Origin of the sequence: Streptomyces sp. F63 (assembly GCF_018070345.1) — a bacterium.
GTDB lineage: Bacteria > Actinomycetota > Actinomycetes > Streptomycetales > Streptomycetaceae > Streptomyces.
Genome location: NZ_JAGPXX010000004.1, coordinates 106,223 through 118,693, shown reverse-complemented (window position 1 = coordinate 118,693; position 12,471 = coordinate 106,223). Strand labels below are relative to the sequence as shown.

General features: G+C 72.6%; 10 protein-coding genes. 7 read left to right on the top strand and 3 right to left on the bottom strand.

What is annotated here, in order from left to right:
• Window position 1 precedes the first annotated feature (1 nt).
• The gene (locus KBZ10_RS06505) at window positions 2-562 is read left to right on the top strand and encodes an adenine phosphoribosyltransferase (protein WP_374223314.1); all 561 of its coding nucleotides are present in this window, start codon (window positions 2-4) and stop codon (window positions 560-562) included.
• 216 nt (window positions 563-778) lie between these two features.
• The gene (locus tag KBZ10_RS06500; protein WP_210986536.1) at window positions 779-3,286 is read left to right on the top strand and encodes a bifunctional (p)ppGpp synthetase/guanosine-3',5'-bis(diphosphate) 3'-pyrophosphohydrolase; all 2,508 of its coding nucleotides are present in this window, start codon (window positions 779-781) and stop codon (window positions 3,284-3,286) included.
• 147 nt (window positions 3,287-3,433) lie between these two features.
• Here KBZ10_RS06500 and KBZ10_RS06495 read toward each other — a convergent pair whose 3' ends face one another.
• Together KBZ10_RS06495 and KBZ10_RS06490 are read right to left on the bottom strand one after the other, a co-directional pair.
• Window positions 3,434-4,663 (bottom strand): DUF349 domain-containing protein, encoded by a 1,230-nt coding sequence (locus tag KBZ10_RS06495; protein WP_210986535.1) that lies wholly within the window; start codon window positions 4,661-4,663, stop codon window positions 3,434-3,436.
• A 191-nt stretch (window positions 4,664-4,854) separates the two neighbouring features.
• Window positions 4,855-5,694 carry a peptidylprolyl isomerase gene (locus KBZ10_RS06490; protein WP_210986534.1) on the bottom strand — a complete coding sequence of 280 codons (840 nt, stop codon included), beginning with the start codon at window positions 5,692-5,694 and terminating at the stop codon, window positions 4,855-4,857.
• Window positions 5,695-5,897: 203 nt separating this feature from the next.
• On the opposite strand from KBZ10_RS06490, the gene KBZ10_RS06485 reads away from it, so the two are divergent.
• Both KBZ10_RS06485 and hisS read left to right on the top strand, forming a co-directional pair.
• Window positions 5,898-6,611, top strand: a complete 714-nt coding sequence (locus tag KBZ10_RS06485) for an MBL fold metallo-hydrolase (RefSeq protein WP_210986695.1) — start codon at window positions 5,898-5,900, stop codon at window positions 6,609-6,611.
• An 11-nt stretch (window positions 6,612-6,622) separates the two neighbouring features.
• Window positions 6,623-7,885 (top strand): histidine--tRNA ligase, encoded by a 1,263-nt coding sequence (gene hisS, locus KBZ10_RS06480; RefSeq protein ID WP_210986533.1) that lies wholly within the window; start codon window positions 6,623-6,625, stop codon window positions 7,883-7,885.
• A gap of 251 nt (window positions 7,886-8,136) precedes the next feature.
• On the opposite strand, the gene KBZ10_RS06475 is transcribed toward hisS, so the two are convergent.
• Complete coding sequence (locus KBZ10_RS06475) at window positions 8,137-8,538, bottom strand: peptidase inhibitor family I36 protein (protein WP_210986532.1); 402 nt, start codon at window positions 8,536-8,538, stop codon at window positions 8,137-8,139.
• A 243-nt stretch (window positions 8,539-8,781) separates the two neighbouring features.
• Between KBZ10_RS06475 and KBZ10_RS06470 the strand changes: the two genes are divergently transcribed.
• From KBZ10_RS06470 to KBZ10_RS06460, 3 genes are all read left to right on the top strand, one after another.
• Window positions 8,782-9,876 carry a helix-turn-helix domain-containing protein gene (locus KBZ10_RS06470; RefSeq protein WP_307847237.1) on the top strand — a complete coding sequence of 365 codons (1,095 nt, stop codon included), beginning with the start codon at window positions 8,782-8,784 and terminating at the stop codon, window positions 9,874-9,876.
• Between the two features lie 200 nt (window positions 9,877-10,076).
• Window positions 10,077-10,751 (top strand): vitamin K epoxide reductase family protein, encoded by a 675-nt coding sequence (locus tag KBZ10_RS06465; RefSeq protein WP_247701917.1) that lies wholly within the window; start codon window positions 10,077-10,079, stop codon window positions 10,749-10,751.
• Between the two features lie 174 nt (window positions 10,752-10,925).
• Window positions 10,926-12,470: a replication-associated recombination protein A gene (locus KBZ10_RS06460; protein WP_307847235.1), complete on the top strand. Its 1,545-nt coding sequence runs from the start codon at window positions 10,926-10,928 to the stop codon at window positions 12,468-12,470.
• Window position 12,471 lies beyond the last annotated feature (1 nt).

Here is a 12,471-nt window from a genome sequence, read left to right as displayed (position 1 = left end):
CGTGACCGCCGCGACCCCGGTGTCCGCGGAACTGCGCAGCCGGCTCCTCGGCTGCATCCGGGACGTGCCGGACCACCCGAAGCCCGGAGTGACGTTCAAGGACATCACCCCGCTGCTGGCCGACCCGTCCGCCTTCGGAGCGCTCACCGACACCCTCGCCGAGCTGTGCCTGCGGCACGGTGCGACCAAGGTCGTGGGCCTGGAGGCGCGCGGGTTCATCCTCGCCGCCCCCGCCGCCGTCCGTGCCGGGCTGGGCTTCGTGCCCGTCCGGAAGGCCGGCAAGCTGCCCGGGGCGACGCTGGGCCAGGCGTACGACCTGGAGTACGGCAGCGCCGAGATCGAGATCCACGCCGAGGACCTGCTGCCCGGCGACCGCGTGATGGTGATCGACGACGTGCTGGCCACCGGCGGGACCGCCGAGGCCTCCCTGTCGCTCATCCGGCGGGCCGGAGCCGGCATCGCCGGGGTGGCCATGCTCATGGAGCTGGGCTTCCTCGACGGCCGGGAGCGGCTGGAGAAGGCCCTCTCCGGAGCCCCGCTGGAGATCATCCTCACCGTCTGAGCTGCTGAGACGCGGATCACAGCATGACCGAGGGCGGGCGTCACCTGGGCGTCCGCCCTCCGCCATGTCTCCGTCATGCCCCCTCACGGGCCGCGGCGGGAGCCGGGCCGCGCTGATGCACCCGGGGCCGATACCATGGATGTCCGGATCTCCACGGGAGTCCGGACCCGTCTCCCCGGCTGCCCGCGGGGAGAGGCCACCCCCTGAGGAGTGCTCTTGCCGGACAAGGCCAAGCCGCTCACCGCCGCGACGCAGCCGGAGAAGCCCGCCGAGACCACGGCGGTGCGGGACACGACCGCGCGCCGGAACGGGAGCGCGGCCGACCCGGCGACGCCACTCTCCGCACCCAAGCCGAAGCCCCCCGCCACCGGGAACCGGTCGAACGGCGCGAGCCCGGCGGCGCGCCCCGCGCCGGGCGGTGTCGCGCGCTCCGGCTCCTCCAACCGGGTGCGCGCCCGGCTGGCCCGGCTGGGGGTCCAGCGGTCCAGCCCGTACAACCCGGTGCTCGAACCGCTGCTGCGCATCGTCCGCAGTAACGACTCCAAGATCGAGAGCGCCACGCTCCGCCAGATCGAGCGGGCCTACCAGGTGGCGGAGCGCTGGCACCGCGGCCAGAAGCGCAAGAGCGGCGACCCGTACATCACCCATCCGCTCGCGGTGACGACCATCCTCGCCGAGCTGGGCATGGACCCGGCGACGCTCATGGCGGGCCTGCTGCACGACACCGTCGAGGACACCGAGTACGGCCTGGACACCCTCCGCCGCGACTTCGGCGACCAGGTCGCCCTGCTGGTCGACGGCGTCACCAAGCTGGACAAGGTCAAGTTCGGTGAGGCCGCCCAGGCGGAGACCGTGCGGAAGATGGTCGTCGCCATGGCCAAGGACCCGCGGGTCCTGGTCATCAAGCTCGCCGACCGGCTGCACAACATGCGCACCATGCGCTACCTCAAGCGGGAGAAGCAGGAGCAGAAGGCCCGCGAGACCCTGGAGATCTACGCCCCGCTCGCGCACCGGCTGGGCATGAACACCATCAAGTGGGAGCTGGAGGACCTCGCCTTCGCGATCCTCTACCCCAAGATGTACGACGAGATCGTGCGGCTCGTCGCCGAACGGGCGCCCAAGCGCGACGAGTACCTGGCGATCGTCACCGACGAGGTCCAGGCCGATCTGCGCGGCGCCCGCATCAAGGCCACCGTCACCGGCCGCCCCAAGCACTACTACAGCGTCTACCAGAAGATGATCGTCCGCGGCCGCGACTTCGCGGAGATCTACGACCTGGTGGGCATCCGCGTCCTGGTGGACACCGTCCGTGACTGCTATGCGGCGCTCGGCACCATCCACGCCCGGTGGAACCCGGTGCCGGGGCGGTTCAAGGACTACATCGCGATGCCCAAGTTCAACATGTACCAGTCGCTGCACACGACGGTCATCGGGCCCAACGGCAAACCGGTCGAGCTGCAGATCCGCACCTTCGACATGCACCGCCGCGCCGAGTACGGCATCGCCGCGCACTGGAAGTACAAGCAGGAGGCCGTCGCGGGCGCCTCCAAGGTCCGCACCGACGCCCCCCGCGGAGCCGGCGGCAAGGACGACGCCATCAACGACATGGCGTGGCTGCGGCAACTGCTGGACTGGCAGAAGGAGACGGAGGACCCGGGGGAGTTCCTGGAGTCCCTGCGCTTCGACCTCTCCCGCAACGAGGTCTTCGTCTTCACCCCCAAGGGCGACGTCATAGCGCTGCCCGCCGGCGCCACCCCCGTCGACTTCGCCTACGCCGTGCACACCGAGGTCGGCCACCGCACCATCGGCGCCCGCGTCAACGGCCGCCTCGTACCGCTGGAATCGACCCTGGACAACGGCGACCTGGTCGAGGTCTTCACCTCCAAGGCACCCGGCGCCGGCCCGTCCCGGGACTGGCTCGGCTTCGTCAAGTCCCCCCGGGCCCGCAACAAGATCCGCGCCTGGTTCTCCAAGGAGCGCCGCGACGAGGCCATCGAGCACGGCAAGGACGCCATCGCCCGGGCCATGCGCAAGCAGAACCTGCCCATCCAGCGCATCCTCACCGGGGACTCGCTGGTCACGCTGGCGCACGAGCTGCGCTACCCGGACATCTCCTCGCTCTACGCCGCCATCGGCGAGGGCCATGTCACCGCGCAGAACATCGTGCAGAAGCTGGTCCACGCCCTGGGCGGGGAGGACGAGGCCAACGAGGACCTCGCCGAGTCCACGCCGCTGCGCCCCCGGACCAAGCGGCGGGCGAAGGGCGACCCGGGCGTGGTGGTCAAGGGCGTCGACGACGTCTGGGTGAAGCTGGCCCGCTGCTGCACCCCGGTGCCGGGGGATCCGATCATCGGCTTCGTCACCCGCGGCAGCGGCGTCTCGGTGCACCGCGCGGACTGCGTCAACGTGGACTCGCTCTCCCAGCAGCCGGAGCGCATCCTGGAGGTGGAGTGGGCGCCGACCCAGTCCTCCGTCTTCCTGGTGGCCATCCAGGTCGAGGCGCTGGACCGGTCGCGGCTGCTGTCGGACGTCACCCGCGTCCTCTCCGACCAGCACGTCAACATCCTCTCCGCGGCCGTGCAGACCTCCCGGGACCGGGTGGCGACCTCGCGGTTCACCTTCGAGATGGGCGACCCGAAGCATCTCGGCCATGTGCTGCGGGCGGTCCGCACGGTGGAGGGCGTCTACGACGTCTACCGCATCACCTCGGCCCGCCGGCCGTGAGCCGCCGGCCGTGAGCCGCCCGCCGTGAGCCGCCCGCCGGGGCCGGCCCGGCGGGACGGGAACCGCGGCGGCGGAACGCGGCAGCCGAACGGCGAACGGCCCCGGTGCGCAGTGCACCGGGGCCGTTCCGCGTCCGTGTCCGGACCGTCAGCCGCCGAACTCCTGCAGGCCCTTGAGCGCCTGGTCCAGCAGGGCCTGGCGGCCCTCCAGCTCCTTGGTGAGCTTGTCGGCCTTGGCGTTGTTGCCCGCGGCGCGGGCCGCCTCCACCTGGCCGCGCAGCTTGTCGACGGCGGCCTGCAGCTGGCCGGTCAGCCCTTCGGCGCGGGCCCGCGCCTCCGGGTTCGTCCGCCGCCACTCCGCTTCCTCGGCCTCCTGGATGGCGCGCTCGACCGCGTGCATCCGGCCCTCGATCCTCGGGCGGGCGTCGCGCGGCACATGGCCGATGGCCTCCCACCGCTCGTTGACCGAACGGAAGGCCGCCCGCGCCGCCTTGAGGTCGGTGACCGGCAGCAGCTTCTCCGCCTCGGCCGCCAGCTCCTCCTTGCGGGTCAGGTTCTCCCGCTGCTCGGCGTCGCGCTCCGAGAACGCCTCGGAGCGGGCCTGGAAGAAGACGTCCTGCGCGCCGCGGAAGCGGCTCCACAGGTCCTCCTCCGCCTCCCGCTGGGCGCGGCCGGCCGCCTTCCAGGCGGACATCAGCTCCCGGTACCGGGCGGCCGTCGGACCCCAGTCCGTGGAGCCGGAGAGCGACTCGGCCTCGGCGACCAGCTTCTCCTTGGCCTGGCGGGCCTCCTCCCGCTGCGCGTCGAGCGCGGCGAAGTGCGCCTTGCGCCGCTTGGAGAAGGCCGAACGGGCGTGGGAGAAGCGGTGCCACAGCTCGTCGTCCGTCTTGCGGTCGAGCCGGGGCAGCCCCTTCCAGGTGTCGACCAGGGCGCGCAGCCGCTCGCCGGCCGACCGCCACTGCTCGCTGCCGGCCAGCTCCTCGGCCTCGGCGACCAGCTTCTCCTTGGCCTGCCGCGCCTCGTCGGACTGCCGGGCCTTCGCCGCCCGGCGCTCCTCGCGCCGCGCCTCGACGACCTCGACGAGCTTGTCGAGCCGCTGCCGCAGGGCGTCGAGGTCGCCCACCGCGTGGTGCTGGTCGACCTGCTCCCGGATGTGGCCGATGGCCGTCATCGCGTCCTTGGCCGAGAGATCGGTGGTCCGCACCCGGCGTTCGAGGAGGCCGATCTCGACGACCAGCCCTTCGTACTTGCGCTCGAAGTAGGCAAGGGCCTCATCGGGAGAGCCGGCCTGCCACGATCCGACGACTTTCTCGCCCTCGGCCGTACGCACGTACACGGTCCCCGCCTCGTCGACGCGGCCCCACGGGTCGCTGCTCACAGCGCCTCCTCCACATGATGCCGTCACGAGCGCACGGCTCGCGGCATCGTCCACAGTTCCGCCCTCCTCACCCCCTGCGGGGAGGAGGGGCCCGGGCCGGCTCAACGCCCTGACCGGTTACACGCCAAACATAGGCGAATCCCGGGCCGGCTGTCCGCATCCGGACGGCCGGTATTTGGCCTCCGGGCGGGTCAGGCCTTGCGCACCGTCGCCTTGTTGATCACAACGGTGGCGTTGGGCGGGGTGTTCTGCGTCGCGTCGGGGGCGGCGGCACCCGCGTCGGCGATCTTCTTCAGGACCTTCATGCCCTCCTTGTCGACGGTCCCGAACGGCGTGTAGTCGGGCGGCAGCTGGCTGTCCTGGTAGACGAGGAAGAACTGGCTGCCGCCGCTGTCCCGGCCCTTCTTCTCCGCCGCGTTGTACTTGTTGGCCATCGCGACGGTGCCCGCCGGATAGACGTTCCCCTTGAGCCGGGGGTCCTTCAGGTTCTCGTCGGGGATGGTGTAGCCGGGGCCGCCCTGGCCCGTCCCCTGCGGGTCGCCGCACTGCAGGACGTAGATGCCCGACTCGGTCAGCCGGTGGCACCTGGTGTGGTCGAAGAACCCCTCGCCCGCCAGGAAGTTGAAGGAGTTGACGGTCCGGGGGGCCTTCCCGGCGTCCATCGTGATGCCGATGTCGCCGCAGGTCGTCTCCAGCTCCATCACGTAGGAGGCCGAGGTGTCGATCGTCATCTTCGGCTCCTTCTTCCACTGCTCGGTGCCGGGCTTGCCCTCGGCCGGCTCGTCGCAGGGGTCGGGAGCCTTGCTCGTCGCGGACGCCTCCGGGGAGGCCGCGGCGTCGTCCTTCGTGCCGTCGTCACCGCCCAGGCCGGCCGTGGCGGCAGCCGCCGCGCCCGCTACCAGGACGGCGGCCACCGCGGCCGCGATCACCGCGTTGCGGCGGCGTGCCCTGCGCCGCTGCGCGCGGCGCTCCTGCTGCCGTTCGAACTTCTTCCGGGCGAGTTCTCTCCGCCGCTGGTCGCTCGTGGCCACCGGTCCGTCTCCTCGTGACGTGGGGGGTCTGCGGGTTGGATCTGTCGGGTTTGTGCCGGTTCGGCAGTTTCGGTCCGTGTCGGTTCGCCCCTGCCGCCGTGGAACCTGGCCGTACCGTATACGGGTTCGCGGCCGCGGGACCGCCGCCGGTAGGCTCTGACCTGATCGGAATCCAGTGACCGGACCACATGTTGGGGACGATTGTGCTCATTGCCGGGTTCCCCGCCGGGGCCTGGGGGACCAACTGCTACCTGGTCGCCCCCGCCGCGGGCGAGGAGTGCGTGATCATCGATCCGGGCCACGAGGCGGCCCCCGGCGTCGAGGAGACGCTCGCCAAACACCGTCTCAAGCCCGTCGCCGTCATCCTCACCCACGGGCACCTCGACCATGTCGCCTCGGTCGTGCCCGTCTGCGGCGCCCACGGCGTACCGGCCTGGATCCACCCCGAGGACCGCTACATGATGAGCGACCCGGAGAAGGCCCTCGGCCTCTCCATCGGGCGGCAGCTCATGGGCGAGCTGACGATCGGAGAGCCCGATGACGTCGAGGAACTGGCCGACGGGGCGAAGCTGGAGCTGGCCGGCCTGGAGTTCGGCGTCGCGCACGCGCCCGGGCATACCAAGGGGTCGGTGACCTTCCGGATGCCCGAGCGGGCCGATGTGCCGCAGGTCTTCTTCTCGGGTGACCTGCTGTTCGCCGGCTCCGTCGGACGCACCGACCTGCCCGGCGGCGACCACGCCGAGCTGCTCCGGTCGCTGGCCCGGGTGTGCCTGCCGCTGGACGACTCGACCGTGGTGCTGTCCGGCCACGGCCCCCAGACCACCATCGGCCGCGAGCGCGCCGCCAACCCCTTCCTGCGGGAGCTGGCCGCCGGCCCCGGAACGTCCGCACCGGGCGTTCCACGACGAGGAATGTGAAGCTTCCCCCAGTGAGCACCTTCAAGGCCCCCAAGGGCACGTACGACCTCCTCCCGCCCGACTCCGCCGTGTACCTCGCGGTGCGCGAGGCGATCTCCGCCCCGCTGCGGCGCGCCGGCTACGGCTACGCCGAGACCCCCGGCTTCGAGAACGTCGAGCTGTTCTCGCGCGGTGTCGGCGAGTCGACCGACATCGTCACCAAGGAGATGTACACCCTCACCACCAAGGGCGGCGACGAGCTGGCGCTGCGCCCCGAGGGCACCGCCTCCGTGCTGCGCGCCGCGCTGGAGGCGAATCTGCACAAGGCCGGGAACCTCCCGGTGAAGCTCTGGTACTCCGGCTCGTACTACCGCTACGAACGCCCGCAGGCCGGCCGCTACCGGCACTTCTCGCAGGTCGGCGCCGAGGCCATCGGGGCCGAGGACCCGGCGCTGGACGCCGAGTTGATCATCCTTGCCGTGGACGCGTACCGCTCGCTGGGCCTGCGGGACTTCCGGCTGTTGCTGAACTCGCTCGGCGACAGGGAGTGCCGTCCCGTCTACCGCGCCGCCCTCCAGGACTTCCTGCGCGGACTCGACCTCGACGAGGACACCCGGCGCCGCATCGAGATCAACCCGCTGCGCGTCCTCGACGACAAGCGGGAGGCCGTGCAGAAGCAGCTCACCGGGGCGCCGATGATGCGCGACCACCTGTGCGCGTCCTGCACGGCCTACCACGAGGAGGTGCGGGAGCTGCTGACGGCGGCGGGCGTGGTCTTCGAGGACGACACCAAGCTGGTCCGCGGGCTGGACTACTACACCCGCACCACCTTCGAGTTCGTCCACGACGGCCTGGGCTCGCAGTCCGCGGTCGGCGGCGGCGGGCGCTACGACGGCCTCTCCGAGATGATCGGCGGGCCGGCCCTGCCCTCCGTCGGCTGGGCGCTCGGTGTGGACCGCACGGTACTCGCGCTGCGCGCCGAGGGCGTCGAACTCGGGCTGCCCGCGGCCACCCAGGTGTACGCGGTGCCGCTCGGCGAGGAGGCGCGCCGCGTGCTCTTCGGCGTCGTCACCGAGCTGCGCCGGGCCGGGATCGCGGCGGACTTCAGTTACGGCGGGCGCGGCCTCAAGGGCGCCATGAAGTCCGCGAACCGCAGCGGGGCGAGGATCGCCCTGGTCGCCGGGGAGCGGGATCTGGCCGAGGGCGTGGTCCAGCTCAAGGATCTGGAGAGCGGCGAGCAGCGGGCCGTACCGGCCGGCGAGATCACCGCGGCGGTCCGGGCCGCGCTGGGCTGAGGGGCTGAGCCCGGGTCCGGGGGAGCCGGGGACACGCCCCCGGCGCCGCGGACACCTGACGCACGGAGCCCGGCCGGTTCTCCGCCGCCGGCCGGGCTCCCCCCCCGTTCACGCTCCCGTGGTCCGCGCACCGGGAGCCGGCCGACGGCACCTCGTACAGGCCCCGCCGGAACCCGGCACCGCGCGCGGCCGCGTCCCGCCGAAGGCGCCGGATGCCGCGGGGAGACCCGGGGCATCCGGCGCCGGCGTCGTCAGCCGCAGCTGCTCTTGATCCACTGGTGGGACTTGAGCTTGTAGGTGCCCGCGAGGTTGCCGCGCTTGCCCTGCGGGGTGCAGCCCTTGCGCGTGTTGTAGTCCTTCCACTGGTAGTAGGCGACACCGGTGAAGCTGGAGCTCGTTCCGCGGTTCCACACGGACTTCACCTCGTCGGTCTGGGACCAGGAGCACTTGCTGGTGCCCTGGGTCCAGTCCGGGTCGGCCACGCTCCACGCGCACATGAGGCCGGTGCCGTCGCGACCGGTGAAGAAACAGACATTTCCGCTGACGCATGACTCCCACGGGGTGGGGGCGGCGGTCGCGGTCGTACCGGGCAGGGCCACGACCGCGGCGGCCGTCGCGGCGGCGACCGCCAGGGTCGTACGGATCTTGCGCATGGGATCTTCCCCACTTTCTCGCACACGGGTCAATGTGCTGGTGTTCCTGGTGGTGAAACGTCGTTCGGCCCGGCGTGGACGGTGGTGCGCCCCCCGGCCTCTCCGGCGGAATCGCGCCACAGCCCGGCTCGCCGGGACGCCCACAGCCTGGCGCGTTGTCCGCGACATGTCATTGGCCACCGGTGCACTACCCTTGCCGCACAGTGCACAGATGTCCGGGCGGCGTTCAGCAAGGCCCGTCCCGTGGACATCACTGCGGACCGGGGGCCAGGGAATCCTGTGGAGATCGTCTTCGACAGCACCGCTCTGCCTGCCCGGGAACGCCTCGACGCCTGGACGGAGGTCACGGCCCTGGCGCTGATGAGGACCCGCATCAAGGTCACCGACCCGTCCTCGTTCGAGGCGCGGCTGTGGGCCACGGTGCTGGGAGCCGCCCGGCTGACCGTCACGTCCTACGGGCCGCTGGTCGCCCAGCGCACACCGGCCCTGATCCGGCAGCTGGACCCCGAGTGGTACCAGCTGGCCGTGGTCCGCAGCGGACACCAGGGCATCGAGCAGGCGAGGAACCGCTCCCGCCTGGAGCCCGGCAGCCTCGTCGTCTACGACAGCTCGCGCCCGTTCGAGGCCGTGGTCGAGGACACCGGCCCGACCGAGACGCTGCTGCTGCAGTTTCCCAAGAGACTGCTGCCCCTGCCGAGTTCCAAGATCGACCGGCTGCTGGCGGTGCCGCTGCCCGGGACGCGGGGCATCGGCCGCGTCTTCGCCCGGTTCGTGCACACGCTGACCGAGGAGCCGTCGGCGGGCTGGCCCGCGCTCGACCGGGTCCGGCTGGGGCAGACCGCGCTGGACCTGGCGGCGGCGGTTCTGGCGCATCACGTGGACGATGAGTCGGCCACACCGTCGCGGTCGCCCAAGGAGGTCCTCTTCCTGCGCTTCACGTCGTTCATCGAGCAGCATCTCCACGACCCGGAGCTGGGCCCGGCAGCGCTCGCGGCGGCGCACCAGGTCTCGCTGCGCTATGTGCACCGGATCTTCCAGGAGCACGGCACGTCGGTGAGCGCGCACATCAAGGAGCGGCGTCTGGACCGGTGCCGGCGGGATCTGGCCGACCCGGCCCTGCGCCATCTCACCGTCCACGCCATCGCCACCCGGTGGGGGTTCACCCGGGCCCCCGAATTCAGCCGTTCCTTCCGTGCCGCCGTGGGCGCGCCTCCCGGCCGGTACCGCGCCGCGGCCCTCGCCGGGACCGCCGAGGACGACGGCGAGAGGCCCCCGGGACCGCGGAGTCCCCGGCGCGGCCGCCCCGGTGGCGAGCCGGAGTCCGGCCTGTCCCGGTGACACGGTCCGGTCCGCCCGGAGCCGCCCGCGGGCGAGGCCGCTGCGGCCTTATGGCCGCCGTACGGCGGGTGCGGAAGAATGTGCGGCCGCCGTCCCTCATCCGGTTGACCGGCCGGGGGAGAGCGGCGACCGGTGCCACAATGGCAGGAGGCCCGCCCGGACACCGGCCGGGACCGACGGAAGCGACGGGAAACGGCGATATGACGATGACAGAGCGGGACGGCCTGCCCGCCACCGACGGGGACGGCGGCGGGCACGGAGAGCACGGGGCGGCCGGTGTCCGCGGCGCCCTCGGCAGCGGCCGCGCCTTCGCCCTCATGCTCGTGATCACCGGCGCGGCGGGCCTCCTCGCCGCCTGGGTCATCACCCTCGACAAGTACAAGCTGCTGGAGGCCAAGGTGGAGGGCACCACCTTCACCCCCGGCTGCAGCCTCAACCCCGTCGTCTCCTGCGGCAACATCATGGAGAGCGACCAGGCGTCCGTCTTCGGCTTCCCCAACCCCATGCTGGGCCTGGTCGCCTACGGCATGGTGATCGCCATCGGCGTGGCCCTGCTGGGCGGCGCCCGCTTCCCCCGCTGGTACTGGCTCGGCCTGAACGCCGGAACCCTCTTCGGCGTGGGCTTCTGCATGTGGCTCATGTACCAGTCGCTGTACGTGATCGGCTCGCTCTGCCTGTGGTGCAACCTCGCCTGGGTCGCCACCATCGTGATGTTCAGCTACGTCACCGCGCACAACATCCGGCACCGCCTCCTCCCGGCGCCGGACGGGCTGCGCCGCGCGGTGGCGGAGTTCCACTGGGTGCTGCCGGTGGTCTGGATCGGCGCCATCGGCATGCTGATCCTGACCCGCTGGTGGGACTTCTGGACGAGCTGAGCCCGGCCCCTTCCCGGGCCGCGCCGGCCGCCCGCGCGCCCCGTCATCCCGCTGCGGCGCCGACGGGGCGCGCGCATGCCGCGCCGGCCGCCGCTGTTTCCGGGCAGCGGACTGCCGGGGGCCCCTCTCCCGGCCCGGACGGCGTTGTCGGCGCGGTGCCTTAGGGTTTCCGACGTGGAGCCCGACCTGTTCACCGCCGCCGCCGAGGACCGCCAGCGCAAGGACCCGGCGAGCAGCCCCCTGGCCGTACGGATGCGCCCGCGCACCCTGGACGAGGTGATGGGCCAGCAGCATCTGCTGCGGCCCGGGTCTCCGCTGCGCCGGCTCGTCGGCGAGGGGGAGGGCGGCCCCGCGGGCCCGTCCTCGGTGATCCTCTGGGGCCCGCCCGGCACCGGCAAGACCACCCTCGCGTACGTCGTCAGCCAGGCCACCAACAAGCGCTTCGTCGAACTCTCCGCGATCACGGCCGGGGTGAAGGAGGTGCGGGCCGTCATCGACGGCGCCCGCCGCGCCTCCGGCGGCTACGGCCAGGAGACCGTCCTCTTCCTCGACGAGATCCACCGCTTCAGCAAGGCGCAGCAGGACTCCCTGCTCCCGGCCGTCGAGAACCGCTGGGTCACGCTCATCGCCGCCACCACCGAGAACCCGTACTTCTCGGTCATCTCCCCGCTGCTCTCCCGCTCGCTGCTGCTCACCCTGGAGCCGCTGACCGAGGACGGCCTGCGCGATCTGCTGCGCCGCGCCGTCGCGGACGAACGCGGGCTCGGCGGCGCGGTCTCCCTGACGGCGGACGCGGAGAACCACCTGCTGCGGATCGCCGGCGGCGACGCCCGCCGCGCGCTCACGGCCCTGGAGGCCGGTGCCGGATCGGCCATCTCGCAGGGGGAGAAGGAGATCACGCTCCGGGCGCTGGAGGAGGCCGTCGACCGGGCGGCGGTGACGTACGACCGCGACGGCGACCAGCACTACGACGTCGCCAGCGCGCTCATCAAGTCCATCCGCGGTTCGGACGTGGACGCCGCGCTGCACTACCTGGCCCGGATGATCGAGGCGGGCGAGGACCCCCGGTTCATCGCCCGGCGGCTGATGATCTCCGCGAGCGAGGACATCGGCATGGCCGACCCGACGGCCCTCCAGACCGCCGTCGCGGCGGCCCAGGCGGTGGCGCTGATCGGCTTCCCGGAGGCCCGGATCGCGCTGGGCCAGGCGGTGATCGCCCTCGCCCTCGCGCCCAAGTCCAACGCCGCCTACCTCGCGATCGACGCGGCCCTCGCGGACGTACGGGCCGGGCTGGCCGGCCCCGTACCGCCGTATCTGCGCGACGGCCACTACCAGGGCGCGCAGAAACTCGGCCACGCGCAGGGCTACGTCTATCCGCACGACGTCCCCGGCGGCATCGCCGCGCAGCAGTACGCCCCGGACGCCGTCCACGGCAAGCGCTACTACGAGCCGACGCGCTACGGGACGGAGGCCCGCTACGCGGACGTCGCCGAGCGGGTGCGGGCCCGCCTCCGCGGCGAGGCCTCTCTGCCGCGCCCGCCGGAGCGCGCCCCGGCCCGGCCGGGGGCGGAGGGGCGGCCGGCCGGGACCGGGGGAGTGCCGGAGCGGCCCGGGGACGGACCGGAGAAGCGCGGGCAGGACCCGGGGCAGTCGGCGAACCCGGGGCAGTCGGCGAACCCGGAGAAGCGGGCGGAGCCGGGGAAGGGCAGCGCCGGGTAAC